Origin of the sequence: Alteromonas sp. MmMcT2-5, assembly GCF_022348315.1 — a bacterium.
Classification (GTDB): Bacteria; Pseudomonadota; Gammaproteobacteria; order Enterobacterales; family Alteromonadaceae; genus Alteromonas; species Alteromonas macleodii.
Genome location: NZ_JAKRFB010000029.1, coordinates 32,151 through 56,563 on the forward strand (window position 1 = coordinate 32,151; position 24,413 = coordinate 56,563).

Below are 24,413 nucleotides of genomic sequence, written 5' to 3' on the forward strand. Positions count from 1 at the left end.
TACCCCTTAATGGTGTTTATACCACCCGGCACGCTTAATATCGTTCCAGGACGTAGATTGATGGCAGGCATAGCATTCCTCAACTTTAGCTTTAGGCTCGCCTGCCACTTTGGCGGAAATCATTTTAAAATGCTGCATATAGTGACTGGGCGGCGCTTCATGACATTGATTGCAATCACGTGATTGACTCGACGGGTGAATAAACTTTGGCAATGACCATTTGTCTGTGCTGTGACACTGCACGCAATCCTCTCCAAATAGACCTAAATGGCGATCATCGTTGCTGTGACATTGCGTACAATTTAATAAGGCTTCTTTATCACTGACCTCAGGGTGCACAAACAAGGGCTCAGGAGTTTGTTTATTCGCTAGTATGTTCTCCAAAAACGCCATGGTGGCAGCGCCCTCGTCAAACGGGACATTTGGGTTGGGGAGCATATTGAAACCAATGTCGACTAACGCTATATGGCTCATGAGCGAAATGTTGGCCGATTCACCTTTGTGCTCTACATGGCAACTTGCACATTCTTTGATGTCGGTATGAAATGCAGTGGGTTGACGCGCAACGATATGCGTATCATTTGCATGACACGCCACACATTTGTCACGCTCAACGCCCTTCACCGGTGTGTGACAACTCAAACAGTCATCCGCGAGAAAGGCATGTGCTTTATTGAGTGAACCGGGTTCAACCATTTTTTCCCATGGAATTTGTGCGCTATCTTCAGGCATATGAATGAAATGACTGACGCCAAAGCCAGCAGCAACTAAGCCAAGAACGATTATTATCCATTTCATCATAACCAGCGCAGTCCAAAGTAAACTTCACTGAAAATGTGAAAAAACAGGACTACATAAAGTGTCATTGAAATCACGATGTGAAATTTTAACCAACGAGCAAACCACACCTTCGCGGTGTCATGAATGAGAATGCTGTACTCAACATCGGAAATTGTATCAATGATAGAAAGAACCTGGCTTTCTTGTTTGAACAATTTACTTTGTGCTGAAGTAGGCACATTTAACGTGATGTAAGGAATATGTCGTGCGGATGTTTGGGCAAACGTCGAATATCTGTCATCACAGACTGCGTCTTTCAACGCCTGTTTTGCGTTAGAAAGCGCAACGTGGAGTTCATTTACTTGGCGCTTTTTCTCTTTCACATTCGATGAAATAAGACCGAGTACATATCGACCCACAAACCCACTGATCACAACGACCATCATAAAGATAACAAGCGAAACTCCGGTAGCACTATCAAAACGATGGGCACTATGGATCAGCGCTAGAATAGGCCCCAGCACACCAGCATAGATATGTATACGCAGGAGCGTTGGCATAGCGATGTGCTTCGTCACGACTTTCTTAAGTGATTTGTTACGCTTAATGGTCATGTATACCAATGGGATAAGCATTAATACCGAAGCGCTTAAACCCACGCCAAATCCAATAAAACTGCCTGGGAATGCTGGGTCTCTATGCCATAAAAAACCGAGCCATAGCAGGATCATTAGGACAACCAAGCTGCTTACAATTGTGCGCTCTTGAGAATTCATTAAGCCTCAACCTCCACATCAGATTTAGGGATAGCTTGGCACGCCAGAATATACCCACTGAGCTTATCTTCAGGCTCCAGCCCATCATCAACCTCCATATCGACGTCACCACGTAGCAGTTTCACCTTACAACTCCCGCACGAACCCGCTCTGCATGAATTCTCTATATCTACATCGAGTCCATCAGCGACGTCTAATACGGTCTCATCCGGACCCGCGTGGGCTTCGACGTCTGAAAGACTAAACCGTACTTGTCTGTTGTCGCCTGCGTTGGTGTTAGTGGCTAATTGAGGTTTAACGGGAGCGGGCTCTGGTTTAGCAGCCCCAAACGCTTCGGTTTTAATATGCGTGTTAGGCATACCCAATTCGGCTAGCATTTTTTTCGTAGCATCCATCATTGCAGGAGGCCCACAAATATGCGCAGTTTTTGAGGCAATATCTGGCACAAATTCGTTTATCATTGCGGATGAAAAGCGGCCTTGGGGCCCCATCCAGGATGTACCCTCTGCTTGAGTCGTACTGACCAGTACTTTTAACCGAGGATGACGTGCTTGCAGATATTTTAATTCCTGTTCAAAAATAAAGTCGTTGGACGTTCGCGTACAAAACAGAAAATAAATATCACCGTCCCAGCACGTCGTCGTCAAGTAGCGGACAGCGCTCATCATCGGTGTGATCCCCACTCCCCCAGAAATCAACACCACGCTGTTTGAACCATGACCATTGAAATAAAATTTACCGCCGGGGGCTTTAATTGAAAGCGTATTTCCTACCTCAACCGCGTCATGCATATAACGAGAAACCACACCGAACTCCTCTCGCTTTATCGTAACTTCAAAGTAATACTGTTCAGTGGGCGATGATGCAATGGTGTATGAGCGCTTAACTGGCTTTTCAAAACCATCGATGTTCAGTGTGAACGTGACAAATTGACCTGGTTCGAAATCAAATGGAATGGTTTGTCCATCTGGGCTGGCTAGACGTAACGTTTTAACATCATGGGTTTCATTAAAAATCGCGGTTACTACCATACCGCCACTAAACGTGCCCTTGCGCGATGAGGCAGTGGATGACAATGCTGGCTCGCTACTTTGCGCAGGTGCCGAAGCATGCTGCTGGGCAGCCGGATTAGATTCGACAACAGAGGAAACTTTTGTCGTTGGCGCAGATGTGCTTGCGGTGTCAGTAGACTTAAGCTCTTCGAGCAGCGCGGCAGCTCTGCGCATCTTAAATCCATACACATACACCATAACAATTGTAAATATGAGTAAAACGAGCATCACTGCGCTGTGAAACGGTGTCATACCAAATAGGGTTGAAGTACCTTTTTCCGGCGCACTGGGAAGCAAATTCATTTGTGACTTGAACCAGGTTAATGCCACTCTTCGTGGTTCTTGCCCGTCTTGTATGGCACGTTTCGCAGCAAGACCACTGTCAAAATGGGCTATACCCTCTTTAACTGTTTCAACAGCCATTTGCATTTGGGAATAGTCATCAGTGGCAGCTGCGCGGGCAAGCCAATCAAAACCTGTAGCAAGTTGCTCACTTCCTTGTTGCATTCTTGCGGTTGCTTTAATCAGAACAGTCTCTCTTTGTTCGGGTGTAGCTGAATGCATGCGCATTAGCGTGGGATAGAGATCTTTAGGTTTGGGTGCACCCATTTTCTCCATCATTTTATCCATGCCTTTTGCCATACCGGATCCCATCATGGCGTCAGCATTGCCCAGCGGTCCTTTACCTTGTGTAGCAGTCGGCAAAACATCCGTATTAGCGTTGACAGTGGGATCATTGGTAGCTTCAGGATGGTGGCTCGCATGCTCACTATCCTCTGGCTGTTGCTGTGCGTAACTGCTCGTCGTTGCGAATAACAGCATAACGTTCAAAATGACGGCGTAACGCAGAAAAAATGATGTGTGTGGCCACCACATGCTCATAACTCACCTGTTTGTTCGGCCATCCACAGGCTATTTATCTTAGCGATCTGAGAGGGCGTTAATACTGATACCGCTTTCCCTACCGATGTAATAAACTGCAACCGCAAGGCGCTGTTTGTGGCTTCTATTTCAGCAATGGTGTCTTTGATATTGTCGTATTGAGGTAGCCCCTGAGCGGTCAATTCCCACAACGATGCTTCTAACGCACTTCGCTGCAGCGTAAAGCTTTGTTGAGTAGACTCCCATTCAGTTCGGATCGTGAGAAGCGTTTGGTACTGACCATCGGTCAATTCGAGTGTCTCTTTGTGGTTTAAGAAAAAAGCTTGCTCTCCAACGTGGTATAAATGCAGCGCTCCACTGACACCGGGTAAGCTTTCATTTAATGGAGAACCAGATATCTGTGTTTTATTTTGTTCAGGTGGTGTACCCATCATTGAGCTGTTTTTCATCATCATTTTGCACATCATTCCCATGCACGATTTCCCGCGCATTGGCATCATGCCTTTATTCTTACTCTTTCCCATTTTCATTGTGTTTGTTGCTGAAAGTGGCATTGATGATGTATTGAGTGAAACACTGGTATCACTCGGATTTACACTCTCATTGCTTTTTGGCTGGGTCGCTAATGAATTGTCTAACGAGCGCAAAGCGGTTTGGATTTTAGCGAAGTCATCAACGTTTAACTCAGGCTGAGTTTCTTTAGTTTCTGATGAATTGTTTTTTTTGTCTGGCTCAGTACTTTGTGGTACTGCTGAGCACGCGGTTGTGAATAAGACACTCACTAATACCAGCGTCACAATAACCGCTATACGGTAGGGTTGGTGATAAACTCTATTATTCACAACGGCATACTCCTAATTAAAATATTAATCAAAAACCACGGTCAAACTCGACCATGTCATAACGCGTAATTTCGCCATCCAGCACAATAGCTTCCGCGAAGTGCTTATCCTTAGTTTTTCCAAGACGAATTTTCCCAACGAACTCTCGTGAATAGCTGTTTTCACCTTCTGAGATTGCTGTAGGGTCGTAGACAGTTCTATAGACATTAAAAACTTGATGTTCCTTCAAACCATCCGTATCAGATACACATACCACTGCTTGCTTATCATCGACTGTAACAACTTGCCCACTCATGATGTAGTCGTGATAAACCTGGCTTGCGCATCCTCCGAGGAGTCCAACTGACAAGACTACAATTGAAAAAAACTTAATTAATTTATTCATGTAAAATTCCTGTGATTATTGAAATAAGCGAGACAGCAGGTCACCTCCTGCCTCGTAACGTGGTGATTAGCTCTATTTGTGTTTATGTATTGGTTTAGACTTTTCAGCGGTGTGCCCCATCATTTGGCTCATCATGTCTTCCATCATCGACATACGCTGTTCCATCATTTTCATTTTGTCTTCGGTGGACATATCAGTGTGTTTGTGTTTCATTCCTTTTCCCGCTTTCATCCCCATCGAGTCGCTTCCTTCCATCATGCCCATCATGTCTTGCATCTTTTGGGCATGCTCATGCAACATGGCTTCGCGCTTCTCCGGATCCGATTCACTCTTAACGGCATCCAATACTGCGCGCATTTCTTCCATATGCGTCTGCATCTTTTGCATCATCTGACCATCCATCATCGGCATATCAGATTTGTCAGTCTGTTGATATGCAAAAGAAGTCGCTATTGGCGCAACGACTAAAGCACTGGCCAGTAATAGTGAAGTAAGCTTTTTCATAAGATTGTTTCCTTTGATTATGCTCAGTTGAGCGTTTTAGGTTTAAAGTTTACGTCTTGTCACCTTAATCTAATGTCTTAGACTCAGGTCAATAGGCTATATGGACGATAAAAACTCAGCTAAAGCTTCAAGCTCATCATCTGTAATCGGCATTTGCGGCATTGCGGACGACGAGTTATTAAATTGAGGCTCCTTAACTTTGCGCAAAAAGAATGCCCTGCCGTTTTCGCTAATAACATTATCCAGCGATGGACCGAGTGTTCCGCCTGCGCCTTGCACTTGATGACACCCCTGACAACCATATCGAGTGAGTACGTCACGTGGATTGACTGTTAATGATTTAGCCAGAGTCACCTCTACCGGTTGAGCAGGACTAGAAGCTATTTCCATGAATTCAAGAATGGCTTATACTTCGCTGCCGGTTAAATGCGCTTTTTCGCGCATGTGTGGCATGATCACTCTCCACTCACTGATAGAAAACTCACGCACAGGCCTACTGTTATGACAACGCGCACAGTTGTTATTAATTAACTCTGCGCCAGAAAGTGTGGTTTCATCGTCTGCCAAGTTCGGTAACGAAATAAATGTGATTAGTGCACATATAATTAATTTCTTGTTCATGATATCCCCTAGAATCCATAGCTGAATTGCACAGCAAACCGTGTATCATCAGGGCCTTCAACTACGTCTGTATCTTCATAGCCCACCTTAATAACTGAACGAGGGTCCAACCAATAGTTGACACCTACCATCCAGCGCTCCGCTTCTTCAATTTTATTGGTTTCAGCATATTCAAGGACCAATTCAGTACTACCTAGGGATTGAAAAGCATGCCCAACGAAGAAAGTACCTTGTAAAAACCATCCATTGCGTGAAAATGAGTCAATAGTTTGCTCATGATCTCGCTCAACAAATGAGTCCGTTTCAGTTTTAATATACTCGCCTCTGATGATGGCGTGAGTACTAATAAAGTTGATATCAAACCCATTGGCTGTGATATCTAGTTGTCCTTGTTCGTCGTAGGCACCTTAATAAAATGTTTATGTATTTAATCGTAGTGATTTCATTTCAACTGTAGTTGATTCAGATCAAAGCATCACAACGAATCGATTACGGTTTGATTACATTTCTGTAATCAAATCATTAACTTTATTTATCCATTCAAGGACTTTACTTATGCTGAAGCTATCAAACATATAAGTGAGCTTTCACTCTTCTACGAAATAGGCTTTTAAGATGTTGTATCAACAGACAGCACTAATATCAGGCGCTAGCTCTGGTATAGGACTTGCGCTTACAAAAGAGCTTCTACTCTCCTACCCTTTTATCCAGATCGTAGCACTTTGTAGAAATCCAGAAACTTTACAACAGCTTAAAAGGTCTTATGGGGATAGGGTCAGAATCGAGTGTATCGATTTCACTAATAGGGATTGTATTAAAAGCCTTCAAAACGTTGTCAATCAGCATACTCACTTTAGCTACCTGATCCATTGCGCAGGTGTTGTCATGCCATTTGGAGATATTAGCAACGTCGCCCCTGATGAGTGGGAGGCAACCCAATGGATAAATGTCGAAGTACCTCGCCTTTTAACGCAGATATGCTTAAAAAAATTTAGTCATAGCCGCGTGATGTTTTTAACCAGTGATTTGCCAGTACAACCCGTTGCTGGCGCCTCAGCTTATTGTGTGAGCAAAGCATCATTAAATATGCTGTGCCAGTGTTTTCAACTTGAAGTCGATAACGATATTGCTGTTTTTACAACTGTGGCTCCTGGAAACGTCGACACCAAAATGCAGGAAACGATAAGGCAAGCTTCAAATCACGCGTTGCCTGCATCGGAGTTAATGCGCAGTATGTATTCAGCAAACAAGCTTTTACCTCCCCGATTAGTTGCACAATATCTGCGACAATTGCTGAGCGATATCACGCCAAACACTTTTGGTAGTCGAAGTTGGAATCTACTTGAGAGTATTGTTGAAGTTTCACCTGCAAAAAAGACAAAAACAGATTCAATCACGCGGGCTACTGAAACAAGTTTGGTAGAACTGGCAAGTCTTGTTGACGGCGCATTCTGGTCACCGGGTAGTGCAGAATATGAAGAAAACAGGAAAGTATTCAATCAAGGTGTTTCGCGTTTTCCGTTAGTAATTATTCAACCTAAAACAAAGACCGATATTATACACATTGTCAGATGTGCAAAGCAGTTGCGCTTATCTATTACAATTAAGGGTCAAGGGCATGGTGTAAGTGGCATGTCGGTCCTTAACAATGCAATTGTAATTGATATGTCGATGTTTAAAACAACTGTACTGAATGTTGATAAGAGCTCAGTAAACGTCGGCGCAGGCGTCAAAAATAGTGAATTGGACCATTTTCTAGCGCAACACAACAAAGTAGTTCCTTTGGGTACCTGTCCCGATGTTGGTGTTGTCGGCGCAACATTGGGAGGGGGGATCGGTTTTTTGTCCAGAAAGCTTGGTTTGAGTTGCGACAATGTGCTCGCGTTTGGATTGATAACTGCTGACGGTAAAGTAAGACAAGTGACCGAATCCCAACATCCGGATTTGTTTTGGGCATTAAAAGGGTGTGGCCATGGTCAATTTGGCGTTGTGACCGATGTCACGTTTAAATTAAATGATGCCCCCCAAAATATTGATGGCCGAATACTCGAGTGGCCATTATGTCACGCACGATCTATTCTTAGGCAATATAGCAAAACAGTGCTCAGTGATAACAGATCGGTTTTTCTATATGCATATCTCTCGCGATCGATGCACGATAAAGCACGAATTTCGATAATGGGGTTTAGTGAGGACTGGGTGCACGGTTTGGATTCTGTAGCCAAATGGCAAGACGGTGCCACATTGTTAAGTAGGCGGTCGCAATACGTTGAATGCCAATCCAATGACTACGATAGTGATCTGAGTTTGTATTGGCGAAATGGCATAATTGAAGGCGAGCTATCAGACGAATTCATTGAAACACTTTTATCGTGTTACCGAGCTTGTCCGGTAAATTCAGGTGGATTTATGCTAGACCCGCTTTGTGGCGCTATTCAGGATGTAAACGCTGACGATTCGGCATTTATTCACCGCAACGCTTCTTTCGTCTGTAGTATCACAGGGATCACTCAAGCTGAATGTGACGATACTGAAGTTATCGATTGGGTGAATAAATCTTTCGATTTGCTATTACCGTTTTTTAATGGTCATTCTTACCAAAATTATGACATGGGGAATGGGTCGCCACTTGCTCTTTACTACGGCCAACACACAGCTCGTTTGAAATTATTAAAACAACAATACGATCCTACTGGTCTGTTTATGAGCTCTCTTCTGCGCCCTGACTAAAAGTTTTTTAGTCATTGCTGTGACGATTTCGATATTGTGAACGTATGTTCTACCCATATTGAATTGGCATTGTGGTTACTTGTAACAAGGAAATAATTTATGAAAAGATGGATATGTTTGTTTCTTGTGATGTCATCATCGCTCGCACATCCAAATGATCGTGAGCATGGCGATTTTTACAGAGGATTAACTGGTCTTAAAGTACAAATTGATGACGCGTATTAGAAAATTTCAGAGGCTTCTGACGCAGAGTTACGTGAGTTGAGTGCTCAAGAGTTAGAGCAGGTAAAGCAGTCGTTGCAGGTTCTCAACATGCAAGACATTCGAATGCAATTGCAACCTCATTTAAATCAACTGCACAAATCAACTAAATCTGAAACACTACTCGCGTCTAGAGATTTCACAAATGAAACCAGTCGAAACCTTGCAACAATGGCGCTGGCACTTATTTCGCTGTTGGTCGCCATGATTTCAGCGGCAATTGCTTGGATGAACCATGTTCAAAGTTCGCGAACGAAGGCAGTTAAAGATGAAGCTGAGAGCGACTTAGTTGCCTTGAGAGAAGCAACGGATCGTGAACTGATCGAACTACAAATGAACACGCAGCGGCAAATTAATTCACTGACTGAGAGGCACGAAAACGATATTGTTCGCCTCACTCAAGATCATAAGGAAGAAGTAAGGCGTCTTGAGCAATTAAATTTAGACAAGGTTCAACATGCAGAAACAGCATTTGAAAATCTAATGGGAGAAACAGAAACACAAAATGGGCTGATATTTAAAAATCTAGCGGTCTCCATATATCTTCGCCGGTTCTTAGTGGAAGATGGTTACGATCGGTTTTTTAACGACTTAACGCTTATTTCAATTGATGAAACAGCAACGGTTCGGTGTGATCCAAGCATATTAAGAGAAGTGATTTCAATTCAAGAGCACGCAATTTCACGGTTTGAAAAAGTCAAAAACAAGCTAGAAGATGCTAAAATGCTGTATTACGAAGCATTACTAGATCTTGCGTTTTATGAGGCTGAAATGTCGCGGTTTGGTATATTGAATGTCGATGCAACACAACGGATCAATGAAAACCTTGTTGCTTTTGAGCAGAATGTACTCTTTTGGTTAAACGAAGAACGAAGCGAATACAAAACACCAGAGCGGTTACCGCGTTTCATTTTTCGCGTAATCTGCATGGTAGACAGCTTGGTTTTTATCAGGGGATGTTTGAAACTTCACGAAATATCTGAAGAAAAACCCGCTAAAGACGAAATGTTATCACAAGTGTCTGCATTGCTAGTAGAAAACGATATGGCTACTGTAAGACAAATAACTGACGTAATAGATTCAAATGAATGTAGCTCTTTGTGGTCAAAATACACCAACTTCAAAGAAGAACGGCCAAAACTGTTCGAGTATTAACGGTAGTCTGGGTTTGTTGGCACTAAAAGCACAATCTTCTCCGAATTAGTCTTGCGTTGCTGTAAACACATTAGCGTTGATAACAAGATTATATCGACACATGCATTTGCGCGCAAGCGCATATGCGTGTATTAAGCATTGCTCTGCTGCCTTGACTCTCCCCCCCCCAAAAAAAATGTGCACATCTCATCGTAATCTTATGTCTGCAGCAGCATAGCGGATATTAGTTACTGAAGGTGATTAATGGCAAAGTAAAAGAAGGTGTATAGTTACACCGATGAGCTCAACCAATAGATAGTACCAAACAGCGCAAAAAAGATAGGTTGATGCAATATGTAAACCACTAAACTATGCCGTCCGAGAAGAGTCAACTTATTCGGAATATTCCATTTTGCAACAGGATCAAATCCGCTTTTCAAAACGTGCCCTATCGCAATACCAAACAATACCACACCTATCCATGGAAAAATCGCAACGTAATCGTTTGGAGAATGAGGTAGTGACAAACTGATCAGATTAAATGGCCATTTACTGGATACGAGGCCACTGTTAAACAACGTGACCGCAACAAAACCCAACAACAGCGACAATATGGGTTTTCGAATCAACGGAACACACAAAACACTTGCTACTACAATAAAATGCAATACGCCAAAGAATATCCAGTTTGCATTAAAAAAATAATACGTAAAAAGCGATATTACCGCGGCCCAGAACGCTATGGAAAACAGCCGCAGTAAAAACATTTTTAGATTAAATTTTCGAAAATTCCCGAGCACGAGCGACGCGCCTACACTCACAAAGAAGAGCGTCAATATTACATACCGAAACTCCCTCCACCCTTTTCCATTGGGGACATTCCAATCAACCCAACCAAAAAAACGAAGATCGTAAGCAAAATGGAATACAACCATCAATACAATGGCTAACGTTCGTATTGCATCCAATGTGATATTGCGATTTTGCACGGAATTCAACGTTGTTAATGGTGCTTATGTGGCTTGTTATCACGGGTGGATGAATGCGAATGAATGACCTTCCATCCTTCATCAGTTCGGCGAAACAAATAGGTTTGAAATCCTTTTTTATCAAAAACTGCGCCGGTTTTGCGCACTTCTCCTGAAACATTTACTGTCGTAATTGCCCAAGCGAAGTCTCCTTCAACGTTTGTTTCGATATCTAGAATATCAATGGTCAATCGTTTCAATACCTCTTTTTCCGGCTCTACATGATTTTTGACCAAATCCTCTAAACCTTTATTCTGACCGCCTGACTCAATGTAACGCGCACCTACCTGGCCAAGATAGTGTTGATAGAACGGCATACCGTTACCAGACTCCCACCCCTTTTCAATATCTTGGATCATTTCTAGTATCTCTGTTTCGTCGTTCGTTTGCTCAGACGCATAAATGTATGGTGATGTGGCCAAAAAAATAACAACGCAGCTTGCATAGAAAAGTTTCATTATTGTGACCTTTTTATTTTAGTTTGGTGGGGAGTTAGTGAGACCAATGAATATGACTGATTTTCCACTGTCCATTGATCAGCGTTAAAAAGAGCGTTTCATTGCCTGTCCTATCAATATCTCGACCTTTATAGTTTCCAGAAGTGTGACTTCTTGAAATGGAGACAGCTGTATTACCATGCACACGAACATGATGCTCAATCGTCTTCGTGGTTACGGCAGATGAAAATTGCATGTCTGCTTGCAAATGATGTGCACGATATTCGTCGGCACTGCGCTCAATTCTGCCACCTTCCAAAATAAGGACATTATCGGCAAGTAAGCTCATGACTGTCTCTGCATTAGCGTCGGAGAGTGCTTTGTGGAATTGTTTTGCTATTATTCCTGCGTCGGAGTCTAGCCCTGAGAACATAGGACTATTGCTGGTGTCGTTATGCGATTTATCATGAGCATTAACACTGTTAGTTAATAGCAAAGGAAAGAGTATGATTGACAACAAGTAGATTTTTTTCATTTTGTGTTTCTTCAATAATTGGGGCCTACGGCGGTACTTAACACCACCGTCACCATTAAAATAGATATCCCTATACAAAGTTCGATTTGGATTGATTTTTGAAGCGTTCGAGGACTGGTTATGCCGGTTAAAAGCTGAGGAGCCAATCGCAGTTTGTGTAACAACGCGATCAGAAAGATGGCACCAACAAACAACAGCTTAACAAGCAATACAAAGCCGTAGTTTGTGTCAAGCAAACTGCTAACAGAACGCACAAGTTGCCAAGCCAGTAGTAAACCAGCAATAATTAACCCCCCAATGGGGTATACAGCCGATTTCCCAAATTTTGTCATGACGAGGTGCAAATTGGGGTTAGAAAGCGCTACGCACGTCCTTGAAAGAGGCCAGAGTGAACCCACCCACGCGAGCGCAATAACGGCATGAGCAGCCAGGATAAACTTGAAACTAGGTTGTAACTGTTGAGTATGCCCAGTTAATGTAAATGTATACCCAAATCCTGCCAACGCAATAACAATGAAAATTCCAAGAGAGTGATTTGAAATAAAAGCATTTTTTCTAATTGAATGACCTAAATAGGTTAAATATAGTAGCGCACTTGCGAACAGCACTAGTCGACTTTTTGCAACATCTCCGAGCGTTGAATGCGCGACCATCTCTCGCATAACGGGGTCAAACATACCAGCGTATCCAGATTGAGCGAGCTGCCCAACCTGAAACAAAAAGTCAAAAGCACTAAAAATGATGCCAATGACCGCAAACAAACGCATGTGCCTTGTTACCGTTGTTTGTAAGCTTGCGGGTAGAGTAAATTTGGTGTCAGTATCAGTATTGGTAATGCACAAAATCCAACCACCACCAAGCAGCGCTGATACGCCGAGATAAACACCAAACTTTGAAATCAACAACCCCAACTGCCAAATGTCCATAGCGTCCTCTAATGGTTGCCGTGCGTGCTGTCGTGCTTTTTATCGTTATGTTTCATCATTGAAGCATGCACCATAAAACTAAAAGCCCCTTCCATTTTGTGACCGTCCTGACCTAGCAACATCCAATTGACAGTGTATGTATCTACTGGTAATCCGGGTAATTCGTAACTAAAGGCACTAGCGAGTTCCGTACTTGGCTTAAACTCAAACGGAATGGTTTCCCCACTTTTTGATTGCAACGTTACTCTAGCCAACCTTACAGGCTTGGTAAAAACCAATGATAGTTCAGGTGGAGATGACATCAACATCGCATTATCCTTAGGTGTAGATGTCTTAAGTGTTGTGTGAGCAAAAGTAGAAAAACTTAAGGCTACCATGAGCATTGAAAAGATTAGTTTCATTTGAAGTCTCCTTAGACTTGATGGGTTATAGATGACACAAATGCTTCAATATTGATGGCATTTGGGTCAATGGTATTGTCGATCAGCAAGCCTGTGACGTCTTTCATCATCGCGCTGGGCCCAGGTAAAAAAATGTTCACCCTGAATGTAGTAGATATCAAACCAGACCATGTAAAGGCCGCTTAACGACCAAAACAACACCTGCCCGCCGACTAGCAGCATAAGCCAACGATGTGAACGGCGAACAGGTCCTTTCATTACGCAACGACAGCCAAGTATTTAAGCTGTTGTTTGCGCCATATTAAATAAATGGCAGGCAGTATGAGTAGTGTCAGAATAATCGCACTAACCATTCCTCCCACCATCGGCGCGGCAATCCGACTCATGACTTCGGACCCCGTACCAGAGCCATATAAAACCGGCAGCAATCCAAAGATGATAGTGGCCGTTGTCATCATGACGGGACGAACACGCAATCCTGCACCGTGCAGTACTGCCTCGGTCAACATCTCGGCGCTCGGTAAGGTACCCCCTTCTTTGCATCTATCCATCAGTGCCTGATATTCATGATTGAGATATACAAGCATAATGACTCCTATTTCTACAGCGACACCGGCCAAGGCAATGAAACCTACGCCTACGGCCACGGAGAAATTAAAGCCTTCGATGTACATAAGCCATATGCTGCCAACCATCGACAATGGCAACGTCCCCATAATAATCGCCACTTCAATGAAGTTTCGGAAGTTGAGGTACAATAGAATAACGATTATAGCGAGCGTCAAAGGCACAACGTAAGTGAGCTTCTCCTTTGCCCTTAACATATACTCGTATTGGCCAGACCAATTAATTGAATAGCCGGCGGGTAAAACGAGTTGTTCAGCAACAACTTGCTGCGCGGTAGCCACATACGTGCCTATGTCTACACCATCGATATCAACATACACCCATCCATTGAGCCGCGCGTTTTCACTCTTGATACCCGGTGGTCCGTCTTCGATGTAGACGTCAGCAACATCAGCTAAGGCTATACGTTTTCCTTGTGGTGTCACTACAGGTAACAAAGAAAGCGACTCTGGAGAGCTTCGGTATGACTGCGGATAACGAATATTTACTGGATAGCGCTCCAGCCCTTCTACACTCTGTGTTACGTTAACACCGCCAATTGCACTAGAGACAATTTGCTGAACATCAGCGATATTGAGCCCATATCGGGCGGCTTTTTCGCGATCAATGTCGACTTTCAAGTAGCGACCGCCAGCGACGCGTTCAGAATACACTGAAGCCGTGCCATCGACGTCAGTTAATATTGACTCAATTTGTTGGCCGATTTTTTGAATTTCCATTAGATCGGGACCACCAATTTTAATCCCAACAGGGGTTTTAATTCCTGTGGCAAGCATGTCAATTCGGGTTTTTATTGGCATCACCCATGCGTTGGTTAAGCCCGGTAAATTGACCACTGCATCAAACTCTTTAATAAGGTCCTGCGTGGTCATCCCTTCTCGCCATTGTTCTTTGGGTTTCAATTGAATGAATGTCTCAATCATGGTCAGTGGCGCGGGGTCCGTCGCCGTATCCGCCCGCCCTACTTTGCCAAATACCGTTTCTACTTCTGGCACGGTTTTTATTAATTTGTTGGTCTGTTGAAGAAGCTCTCGTGCCTTCCCGATTGATATGCCGGCATAGGTGGTTGGCATATACATCAAATCGCCTTCGTCAAGCGGGGGAATAAATTCACTACCAATTTTATCAATTGGCCAAAGCCCGATAGCCAAGACAATCAATGCTGCGACCATCGTTGACTTTGGAAAGCGCAAAACTGTCTTGAGCGTCGGTATGTATAAAAACGTTAAAAACTTGTTGACTGGGTTTTTGTGTTCAGGCAAAACCTTTCCACGTACAAAATACCCCATTAAGACTGGGACCAGTGTAATCGCAAGTGCCGCTGATGCAGCCATTGCATATGTTTTCGTATAAGCAAGAGGGGAAAACATCCTCCCTTCCTGGGCCTCAAGCGTAAAAACAGGTACAAAACTAACCGTAATGATCAACAAACTGAAAAATAACGCAGGTCCAACTTCGACCGCAGAATCGATAACAACCTGCCAGCGATTTTCCTTGGTAAGAGGCGTCTTTTCCATGTGTTTGTGCATATTTTCAATCATAACGATCGCACCATCACTCATGGCGCCAATGGCAATAGCAATGCCGCCCAACGACATGATATTGGCATTGATACCTTGCATATACATAACGATTAGCGCGGTAATGATCCCAACAGGAATACTGATGATAGCGACGAGTGACGACCGAACATGAAAAAGAAAGGCGACACATACCAAAGCGACTACGATAAACTCTTCTAATAGTTTTGAAGCTAGGTTATCAACGGCCCTTTCAATTAATGCGGAACGGTCATAAACAGTGACCACCTCAACGCCATCAGGTAGTCCTTTTTTTAAGTCCTCTAGTTTTGCTTTGACGCCATCTATCGTTTTTTGAGCATTCTCGCCAAAACGCATCACGACAATACCGCCGACTGTTTCCCCTTCGCCGTTTAGCTCTGCTATACCGCGGCGCATTTGTGGACCGATATCTACAGTGGCAATATCCCTTATTAAAAGCGGTGTGCCATTGTCATTGACGCCAAGAGGAATAGTTTCGATATCCTTCTTATCAGAAATATACCCCGTAGCACGAACCATGTACTCAGCTTCTGCAAGCTCCACTACAGAGGCCCCAACTTCTTGATTCCCTCGCTTTATTGCCATCTGAATATGAGAAAGCGGTATACCGTAAGCGCGGAGTTTTTCAGGATCTACTTTCACTTGATACTGTTTCACCATACCCCCTAGCGCCGAGACTTCGGACACGCCAGGCACAGTTTGGAGCTCAAATTTCAAGAACCAGTCTTGCAAACTGCGTAATTGAGAAATATCGTGTTGGCCGGTTCTGTCGACCAATGCATACAGATAAACCCAACCAACGCCTGTGGCATCTGGACCTAATTGCGGCCTGGCGTTTTCAGGTAGATTGGGGGCAACTTGCGATAAATATTCAAGCACCCTGCTTCTTGCCCAATATAAGTCGGTATCATCATCAAAAATGATATAAACGTAGGAGTCACCGAAAAACGAATAACCTCGAACCGTTTGTGCACCCGGTACGGAAAGCATGGCGGTCGTTAGCGGGTACGTTACCTGATCTTCTACAACTTGTGGCGCTTGACCAGGATAACTCGTTTTGATTATCACTTGGACATCGGATAAATCTGGGATCGCATCTACTGGCGTATTTTTCATTGTAACTAAACCGCCACCGACTATGATGATGGTTGCGAGTAAAACAAAGAAGCGGTTTGAGACCGACCAACGTATGACTGCTTCTATCATTCGTGCGCTCCTTCATGTTGGCTGTTATCCATCGTTCCTTTATCAGATGCTTGTATATGTACTGTGGTAATAACGTACGCACCGTCTTGGGTTTTGGTAATTTCGATGTGCAGTCGCATACCAGCGGTAATGTCAGATAAATCAACCTCATTAGCGACGTTAAAATCCATTGTCATTGCAGGCCAATCCCACGCCTCAATAGGGTCATGTTCAAGGCTTAACTGGTTGCTAGCACTCATCACTGCATTGACCGTTGCTTGAGTCCACACAGCGTCGACAGCGGTACTTGTTTCACTACTTGCCTCTTCAACAACATGAATGGTAGAAACAAGATATTCGCCACTTGAGGATTTTGAAATTTCAATATGCGCAAGCGTTCCAGAGGCCAAATCAGACAAGGTAATGTTATCTGCCACGTTAAAATCCATCGTCATCGCGGGCCAATCCCACTCTTTTATAGCGGGATGATCGACATTTATCATTCGATGCCCATCCATTACAGAATTAATCTTGACTTCAGTCCAAACGCTTTCAGACATAGTCGCCTGTGTACTTTGTGCTGAATCGATAATGTGCACGGTTGTCACCACATATTGACCATCAGTTTGCTTACTGATCTCGATATGTGCCGATGAACCACCTTTGACCGTTGCTAAATTGATATGCTCCGCTACCACAAAATCCATGGTCATCGGCGGCCAATCCCATTCTGGAATTGGACCATGTTTTGCAGTTATCATGTTGTGAGAAGGCATCACGTCTGTGATCATCACCTCTGTGAAGACCGATGTTGGACTTTCTTCAGGGGGTTCCATTCGCTTAAAGTCAGAGCTAATACTGCTCTCTGAATCAAGCATAAATTGAGCGGAGGTGACAATGCTGTCACCATCGATCAGTCCTTCAAGTACTTCTGTAAACTCGTCAACCACTCGCCCAATTTTGATTGCAACTGATTTAAATTTTCCATCTCCCAATGCCAATACAACGCGATTTTGATTGCCTGTTCGAATAACCGCTTCGGTTGGCACGATCAAGTTGGTCGAATCCATATCAGAGTGGATAGTCACTTGAGCGAACATGTTCGGCTTTAACGTATAATCTTGATTAGCAAAGCGAAGACGCACACGCAGTGTGCGGGTACTCTGTTCAAGGGTTGGGTAGACGTAGTCTACAACGCCTTTCCACGTCTTTCCGGGGAGGAAATCTAATTTCATAGTAACAGGCAGCCCTTCCACTATTTGGGCGGTTTGTCGCTCAAATACCTCTGCATCAACCCAAACCTCATCCAATGCACCAATCGACATGACTGTAACGCCAGGTTTTATAAAAAAACCTTCTCGAATGTTTAAATTATCTACGAATCCGGTTTGGGGTGCGGAAAAGGTAACGGTTTGCTGAACATTTTTTGTTTTTGTTAACGTCTCCACGACGTCTTCAGGCACTTGCAATGCATTTAAGCGAGAACGAGCAGCTACGATCAGATCTTTGTTGTTTCTGCGCATAGCAAGCAGCAATTCTTCTTGTGCATTCACTAACTCAGGCGAGTATAGAGAGTAAAGTGGTTCCCCTTTTTTAACATATTCTCCTGATGCTTTTACATGCAGTGTTTCTATCCAGCCTTCAACGCGAGGATGCACATGGATTAATGTTTCTTCGTTGTATTGAACGTACCCGACAGTTCTAATAGGGACATGCAGCGCGCGGCGCTGCACTTTCGCAGTTCGAACACCAAGGTTGTTCTCCACATTTGGCGCTATAGTAATTGTTCCTGAGCCCGCATCACCACTTGAACTTTCTTCGTAGACAGGAATGAGATCCATGCCCATCGGAGACTTTCCTGGTTCGTCTCTGCGGTAATTTGGGTCCATCGGCGCTACCCAATACAACGGTTGCTTCTCTTCGTTTTGCTCATTATTCGCGGTGGATGATGAAGATGGTATCAGAAACGTGAATGCCAACGCAGTCATAATACCGCCTGCTACCCCGCCTATGACGAGTGCTTTAATTGTGCTCATTGTTGTTCTCCGATTTGAGACAAAGGAATACCTGCGTTGGTATCAAAGTAATAGTTGAGTTGAATTTTTGTTTTGACCAAATCCACACTGATATCCAGTGCGTCAATTCTGGCATTAAGATCCGCAATACGAGCACGCACTACCTCAGCAAAGTCTCCTTCGTCGTTGGTATAAGCATTGAGCGATGCCTCAGCTTGCTCTTGCATTTGCTCTAACAATTCGAGTTCGTACAGCGCTTGTCGCTCCATTAATCGCTCATTTTCCGCATATAAAGACTGGATGTATGACATCATTTCTCTGAGGACTAAGCGCTTGTCGGTTTTAATGGCTTCAGATAGGCTTACGGCAGCCGAAACCTCTTGGTCTTGGCGGTTTTCTGTAAAAAGAGGTACATCGAAACTTACACCCATCGATAAAAAATCTGCTCGACTTGTACCGTCGGGCGTGTCGTCTCTGTAGGCGTAACTAGCGTTAACCCCCCATTGTGGCTTGTATTTTTCTTTGGCAAGGTCAATACCGGTTTGGCTGGCGCGAATTCTTTGCTCTATCGAGAGGATCAAAGGGTGTTGATTGAGAACCATTGCAAGCGATTGTTGATCTCTGCGCTCAAGTATTGTTCTCATATTCTGCCCCATGTTTTTGATCTCAGGTAGGGCATGCGGCAACGTTAATCGAGAAAAGGCATCAAATCCCGATTGACTTGGATAATTTTGATCTCTAACTAGCCACTCTAGAAGCTTCCCTGTGGCTCTTTCTTCTAATGCTCGTAGTTTAGTAAGTCGGTCTTCCAACCTTGTTAATTCCAACTTTGCACGAACGATATCTTGCTGATTTACGCGTCCAAAGGCAGTTGAATAATTTGCCTTTGCGATATCGCTGAGCTGTTCAAATAACGCTTTATCTTCATCAATTAGCTTTACACTTTGCTGCGCCCGATATATTTCTAACCATAAGTTTGATACTTGAACGCGTGCTTTGGCCACTCGGTCGGCTCTCATCAGGGGATGCTCTGCTGCTTGCTCCCGCAATTGACGAGACCTTATGGCTAACGAATCACCACGAGGAAACATCTGTGACACACCTACTTTTAGCTGAGTCATGGGCTCTTGATCAAACGCAAAACCATCAGTGGGTACATTTGCTAAACCGATGTTGACAACGGGGTCTGGTAGGCTCGAGGCGACGACACTACTGGACAATGTGGCACGTTCACGATGTGCACTGCTAACGAGCCATGGATCATTTTCTACCGCTATTTCTACTGCACGTTTGAGCGTTAATTTTTCATTCGCGATAGCGGGAGAGACCATCGAGAACGAGAACGCTCCCCAAATAGAAACAAAAAGACAAAACCGGTTCATTAGAATTGCTCCTCATAGGTGTTGACTTCAGCAAAGGTCGTAACTGAACCATCTACATTGAGTTGCAATACAAGGTAAGGTTGGAATCGTTCGTCAACTTCCATGCCCGGCGATCCAATTGGCATGGCTGGAACGCTCAACCCTAAAACCCCTTCAGGAGGGTTTTCTAAAAATTGTTGGATGTATTTTGCGGGTATGTGCCCCTCAAATACAAACCCGTCCTGAGAAAGAGCAGTATGGCAGGAGCGATACTGGGGTTCGATGCCATGTTTATCTTTAACTCTGGACATTAGCGCGACATTTGTCACATCTGTTTCAAAACCATGTTCTTCAATATGTCGTACCCATTTTTGACAACATCTACATGTTCTACTTTTGTAGACATCCAATGTAATTTTCGGGGCCTGTGTTGCAGACTTTGCATCATTATTTGCTTGCAGGACATCACTGCACGCCGTTAAAAAGAGGACTACAGAAACCAGAGCCCAAAACGGTATATTTTTTTTCATAAACAACTCTCACATATATTGAATTTCGCACGCTTCACGATGGAAACATCACGTGCAGTAACTGTTAGTCTTTACATCGACTAACCTGATTACACGAGAGAGTATTTTGGGGGGCGTAAATGTATAGCGATAAAGACTTTATGCAGCCTTGCTTGTCTGGTTAGGACTGGGGTGTTCAACAGTTTTGATGTTTCGAGATTCGCCCCAGCCAACATGCCGAGCTGAAAGGCAGCCATGGGACAACAGCAATCTTGATTGCAACAATTCTCTGATACATCATGTGTTGAGTGGGCCATGTGATGACCGATTCTGTTATCTATTTCATGCACCATATCGCTTGCACATGGCGTAGCTACACTCGCGAAAGACCCGCTTACTTGCACGCTCAACAAAGCGATAACAACGAGGTATTTGACGAATGAAAGTTTCACTTAAACCTGACTCCTTTAATGAAACGCGTTTTCACGGATTAGCTACGGCAATGAGAATATCAAATGGCCCTGACAGACAGATTACCTTGACATTACAATTTTGTAATCATGAGCGATATTGATAGCGAAAGTGTATTTTTAGTTGAATATTTGCGACTTCGAGCTACGATGTGGTGCGCTCATTAGTATATTGAATACTCTGTTGGTTGCTGGCATACGTTTTATTATTAGTATACTAACAGCATTTTACGATTGCGGTGTATTCAACAGGCTTACTCCATTGAATTAAAGCTATGCAGCAGGTTAATCACATACCATGAAAATACTTGTAGTCGAAGACGAAGTAAAAACGGGCGATTACATCAAACAAGGGCTAATTGAATCCGGCTTTGTTGTAGAATTAGTAAGGACTGGCCTGGATGGTCACCACAAATCGATGATTGGTGATTATGAATTAATCGTACTCGATGTAATGCTGCCCGACATAGAAGGTTGGAAAATCCTGTCTTCATTGAGAGAGACTGGTAAATTTACACCCGTTCTTTTTTTAACCGCTCGCGATCACGTTAATGACAGAGTCAAAGGACTTGAGTTAGGCGCAGACGATTATTTGGTTAAACCGTTTGCTTTCGCGGAACTCCTCGCAAGAGTGCGCACCTTGATCAGGAGAGGGACTTCTGTCCCTAACAACACGTTACACATTGCAGATTTGGAGCTTGATATCCCTTCTCGCGTTGCGAAGCGCGGTGGCAAAGTAATCAATCTGACGACTAAAGAGTTTACATTGCTTGAACTAATGGTCAGACGTCAAGGTGAAGTATTGCCCCGTTCTTTGATCGCCTCTCAGGTATGGGACATGAATTTTGACAGTGACACGAATGTCATTGATGTCGCTATCCGAAGATTGCGTGCAAAAATTGATGATGACTTTCCTGTAAAGCTAATTCAAACTGTCAGGGGGATGGGCTATAAAATGAGTGTAGATGATAGTAACGAATAAACTAAAACGGCCAAACTCTCTTGCGTTTAGAGTCACTATACTTGTTGGCATTACCGTATTTGTGTGCCTTACAATAATCAGCTTAATCGTTCAACAATCAATTGCAACGCATTTTGCTGAACAGGATGCTGATGAATTAAATGAGGTATTCCATGCTGTAAAACGAAAGCTTAGCGAAGCATACACTGAAAAGGTGGCACCTTCGAGTATCCTCGTTGAAGCAGTGTCTGGTCATCATGGAGTCTATTACCTTGTGCAAAATGAAGATGGAGAATCCGTATTTTCGAGTAAAGGCGTTGACTTGCACAAATACCCCGGTCAATTGTTTGACAACGATCTCATAACGCCTGATATGTTGACACTTTTTTTTGATGGATCCCATATGTTGCGAGCAACTGAAGCTCTCGTGACCGTCAGCACTGGTCAGAATAAGTCTACATACCGTGTTGTGGTAGCCTCCAACATGGAATTTCACATGAATTACATGGAAGACTTTGAAAAGACGTTATGGGGCATTATTTTCGTGTCTGGTTTGATCACGATAATAGTGGCACGTTTTGCTGTGTATCGAGGCCACTCGCCGCTACGAAAACTGAGTAGAAAAATAGGTTCTATTACTGCTGACAAGCTCGATATCCGACTAAATCCTTTAGAGGTACCGGTCGAGCTCGCAGGATTAGTGGGGTCGTTTAATGCTATGATTGAACGACTCGAAGCTGGCTTTGAGCAACTTTCATATTTTTCTGCGGACATTGCGCATGAATTGAGAACACCGGTCACAAATCTGACAACTCAAACGCAGGTTATTCTGAATCAACCGCGCACTGAAAGTGAATATGTTGAAATTTTATATTCTAATTTGGAAGAATACGAACGTATGACCAAGATGGTCAGTGACATGTTACTTCTAGCCAAAACGGAACATGGACTCGTCAAGCCACAGTTAGAGCGACTAAATTGCCGGGCAGAGCTTCAAGAATTAGTTGAGTATTTTGAACTACTGGCAGAAGAAAGACAAATTCAAATTCGCATCCGAGGGGCCGATGCCACAATTGATTGCGATAGGTTCATGTTTCGACAAGCTATGAGTAATCTATTGTCAAACGCAATTCGATATTCCTTCGAAAACGCGATTGTTAAGGTAGCAGTATCTACCAACGATGAACATACAAAAATTACCGTTTCAAATCCAGGCCCGAAAATCTCTGATGACCATCTTCAGAGACTTTTTGATCGCTTTTTTAGAGCAGACCCTTCACGAAAAAATCATGGTCAAGGCGTTGGTTTAGGATTGACTATCGCTCGTTCATTGCTTCACATGAACGGAGCTAAACTAACGGTTAGCTCAGATGACAACTTAACCGTATTTGTTGTATCATTCCACAAATAATCAATCAAACTTCGTCCTGGACTCTAAACAGGTGGTCACTTTCTGAAGCTGATGTATCGGCCACTTCCCCTCATTTGTCATGTTTGCACTTTCCAACACCTTCTTCATAAAACTGGACATTTCATCATTAATCTTAATACAGTTGCTGGTATAGGCTTTACTTGTGTGTATCAACGATTGATCTAACAGTTCGGAATAAGTTGATTAATACCTTCGGAAAAAACCAAGCCTAGAGCCTCACTACCAAATTGGGAAACTCATTTTTCAGTTCCTCAATTATTGGATAAAGAATGATAACCTGCTCACTGTGAAAAACACCTGGAGCCAGATGGAAAACGCACATCTGTCGTGTTGTTTCAGCTGCTATAATAGTCGTCATCATTGACTCATTTTGGCCAATCACACTTAGGACTATTTCATTCGCATCGTTTGAAATTTTCCCACACGCTCGGACGGTGACGCCACAAATATCAGTGCTATTGTGTATGTTTATAAAAAGCCAAAATGCTATTTTTCGAAAAAACGGATTGCGCAGGAGCAAAAAATTGGGTTAAAGAAGTTGCACAGTAAGCACCTATGCAGCACGCGCATATCGATTGATCATTTCCTTCGCAGTGCTGTGCATCTTGGTTCTTTTTCTGAATGAAGTGTGTGATTATTTAAATTAGTATGTTCTACGTTTGATAAGGAATCATTTGAGGATATATGAGATTCTGATGTGTCGTGACCATCACATATAATTGGGTTCGTCATAGCAAAGCCATGCTGTGAAAGCAGCGCAGCTATTAGTACTAATTTAAACCATTTATAAATGCCTGACACAAATAAACTCCATCAGTGAGTAAGGAAATAGTAGCGGTATTCCGTTATTCTTACTTTGACGCAGATCAACACAAAAAAGTGCGTAGGGCCTTTAAATATTAAAGCCGTAATCAACTAGTTTAGTACTCTTGATTCATATAGCCTTAAACTACGCTTAGAAAGTACAACATAGCCATCATTTATAGCAATGCTTTTA

23 protein-coding genes are annotated in these 24,413 nt (G+C 43.4%); 5 read left to right on the plus strand and 18 right to left on the minus strand.

The genetic code is table 11. The features are described 5' to 3' along the window. Positions 1-6: 6 nt before the first annotated feature. The 9 genes from MHN09_RS13220 to MHN09_RS13260 form a co-directional block, all read right to left on the minus strand. Positions 7-801 carry a cytochrome c3 family protein gene (locus MHN09_RS13220; RefSeq protein ID WP_014997000.1) on the minus strand — a complete coding sequence of 265 codons (795 nt, stop codon included), beginning with the start codon at positions 799-801 and terminating at the stop codon, positions 7-9. Next, the gene (locus MHN09_RS13225) at positions 798-1,556 is read right to left on the minus strand and encodes a hypothetical protein (RefSeq protein ID WP_014996999.1); all 759 of its coding nucleotides are present in this window, start codon (positions 1,554-1,556) and stop codon (positions 798-800) included. The genes MHN09_RS13220 and MHN09_RS13225 overlap by 4 nt, the downstream gene beginning before the upstream one ends. Further along, the gene (locus MHN09_RS13230; RefSeq protein ID WP_239241039.1) at positions 1,556-3,490 is read right to left on the minus strand and encodes a 2Fe-2S iron-sulfur cluster-binding protein; all 1,935 of its coding nucleotides are present in this window, start codon (positions 3,488-3,490) and stop codon (positions 1,556-1,558) included. The genes MHN09_RS13225 and MHN09_RS13230 overlap by 1 nt, the downstream gene beginning before the upstream one ends. Beyond that, a complete protein-coding gene (locus tag MHN09_RS13235) occupies positions 3,487-4,332 on the minus strand; it encodes a hypothetical protein (RefSeq protein WP_020742694.1) in 846 nt (281 codons plus the stop codon). Before MHN09_RS13235 ends, MHN09_RS13230 begins: the two co-directional genes overlap by 4 nt. A 28-nt stretch (positions 4,333-4,360) precedes the next feature. After that, positions 4,361-4,717: a hypothetical protein gene (locus MHN09_RS13240; RefSeq protein WP_012516849.1), complete on the minus strand. Its 357-nt coding sequence runs from the start codon at positions 4,715-4,717 to the stop codon at positions 4,361-4,363. Positions 4,718-4,789: 72 nt separating this feature from the next. Continuing rightward, a complete protein-coding gene (locus tag MHN09_RS13245; protein WP_012516848.1) occupies positions 4,790-5,221 on the minus strand; it encodes a hypothetical protein in 432 nt (143 codons plus the stop codon). Positions 5,222-5,317: 96 nt separating this feature from the next. Beyond that, complete coding sequence (locus MHN09_RS13250; protein WP_239241040.1) at positions 5,318-5,611, minus strand: cytochrome c; 294 nt, start codon at positions 5,609-5,611, stop codon at positions 5,318-5,320. A 15-nt stretch (positions 5,612-5,626) separates the two neighbouring features. Continuing rightward, a complete protein-coding gene (locus tag MHN09_RS13255; RefSeq protein ID WP_012516846.1) occupies positions 5,627-5,842 on the minus strand; it encodes a hypothetical protein in 216 nt (71 codons plus the stop codon). An 8-nt stretch (positions 5,843-5,850) separates the two neighbouring features. Continuing rightward, entirely contained in the window at positions 5,851-6,024 is a 174-nt protein-coding gene (locus MHN09_RS13260; protein ID WP_012516845.1) for a hypothetical protein, read from the minus strand. Positions 6,025-6,457: 433 nt separating this feature from the next. On the opposite strand from MHN09_RS13260, the gene MHN09_RS13265 reads away from it, so the two are divergent. The 3 genes from MHN09_RS13265 to MHN09_RS13270 all read left to right on the plus strand — a co-directional run bounded on the left by MHN09_RS13265 (position 6,458) and on the right by MHN09_RS13270 (position 9,988). Further along, positions 6,458-8,572, plus strand: coding sequence for an SDR family NAD(P)-dependent oxidoreductase (locus MHN09_RS13265; RefSeq protein ID WP_168463058.1), 2,115 nt, complete (start codon positions 6,458-6,460; stop codon positions 8,570-8,572). A 99-nt stretch (positions 8,573-8,671) separates the two neighbouring features. Then, positions 8,672-8,797, plus strand: coding sequence for a hypothetical protein (locus tag MHN09_RS21450; protein WP_264180995.1), 126 nt, complete (start codon positions 8,672-8,674; stop codon positions 8,795-8,797). A gap of 87 nt (positions 8,798-8,884) precedes the next feature. Next, positions 8,885-9,988 carry a hypothetical protein gene (locus MHN09_RS13270; RefSeq protein WP_020744630.1) on the plus strand — a complete coding sequence of 368 codons (1,104 nt, stop codon included), beginning with the start codon at positions 8,885-8,887 and terminating at the stop codon, positions 9,986-9,988. Positions 9,989-10,257: 269 nt separating this feature from the next. Here the strand turns inward: MHN09_RS13270 and MHN09_RS13275 are convergent, their stop codons facing one another. The 9 genes from MHN09_RS13275 to MHN09_RS13315 form a co-directional block, all read right to left on the minus strand. Next, a complete protein-coding gene (locus tag MHN09_RS13275) occupies positions 10,258-10,956 on the minus strand; it encodes a heparan-alpha-glucosaminide N-acetyltransferase (RefSeq protein WP_020744863.1) in 699 nt (232 codons plus the stop codon). A gap of 14 nt (positions 10,957-10,970) precedes the next feature. Continuing rightward, entirely contained in the window at positions 10,971-11,453 is a 483-nt protein-coding gene (locus MHN09_RS13280) for a nuclear transport factor 2 family protein (protein ID WP_069945558.1), read from the minus strand. A gap of 34 nt (positions 11,454-11,487) precedes the next feature. Continuing rightward, positions 11,488-11,967, minus strand: a complete 480-nt coding sequence (locus tag MHN09_RS13285; RefSeq protein WP_020742693.1) for a nuclear transport factor 2 family protein — start codon at positions 11,965-11,967, stop codon at positions 11,488-11,490. Positions 11,968-11,978: 11 nt separating this feature from the next. Next, complete coding sequence (locus MHN09_RS13290; protein ID WP_015066006.1) at positions 11,979-12,893, minus strand: CopD family protein; 915 nt, start codon at positions 12,891-12,893, stop codon at positions 11,979-11,981. An 8-nt stretch (positions 12,894-12,901) separates the two neighbouring features. Then, positions 12,902-13,294 (minus strand): copper resistance CopC family protein, encoded by a 393-nt coding sequence (locus MHN09_RS13295; RefSeq protein ID WP_012516837.1) that lies wholly within the window; start codon positions 13,292-13,294, stop codon positions 12,902-12,904. A 257-nt stretch (positions 13,295-13,551) separates the two neighbouring features. Then, entirely contained in the window at positions 13,552-16,689 is a 3,138-nt protein-coding gene (locus MHN09_RS13300) for an efflux RND transporter permease subunit (protein ID WP_239241041.1), read from the minus strand. After that, positions 16,686-18,704 carry an efflux RND transporter periplasmic adaptor subunit gene (locus MHN09_RS13305; RefSeq protein WP_239241042.1) on the minus strand — a complete coding sequence of 673 codons (2,019 nt, stop codon included), beginning with the start codon at positions 18,702-18,704 and terminating at the stop codon, positions 16,686-16,688. Before MHN09_RS13305 ends, MHN09_RS13300 begins: the two co-directional genes overlap by 4 nt. Continuing rightward, positions 18,701-20,065, minus strand: a complete 1,365-nt coding sequence (locus MHN09_RS13310; protein ID WP_014996986.1) for a TolC family protein — start codon at positions 20,063-20,065, stop codon at positions 18,701-18,703. Before MHN09_RS13310 ends, MHN09_RS13305 begins: the two co-directional genes overlap by 4 nt. Continuing rightward, positions 20,065-20,574, minus strand: coding sequence for a DUF411 domain-containing protein (locus MHN09_RS13315; RefSeq protein WP_049587499.1), 510 nt, complete (start codon positions 20,572-20,574; stop codon positions 20,065-20,067). The genes MHN09_RS13310 and MHN09_RS13315 overlap by 1 nt, the downstream gene beginning before the upstream one ends. A 747-nt stretch (positions 20,575-21,321) precedes the next feature. Here MHN09_RS13315 and MHN09_RS13320 point away from each other — a divergent pair. Continuing rightward, a complete protein-coding gene (locus tag MHN09_RS13320; protein ID WP_020742690.1) occupies positions 21,322-22,005 on the plus strand; it encodes a heavy metal response regulator transcription factor in 684 nt (227 codons plus the stop codon). Further along, positions 21,989-23,395 (plus strand): heavy metal sensor histidine kinase, encoded by a 1,407-nt coding sequence (locus MHN09_RS13325; RefSeq protein ID WP_156079160.1) that lies wholly within the window; start codon positions 21,989-21,991, stop codon positions 23,393-23,395. Before MHN09_RS13320 ends, MHN09_RS13325 begins: the two co-directional genes overlap by 17 nt. Positions 23,396-24,413: the final 1,018 nt, after the last annotated feature.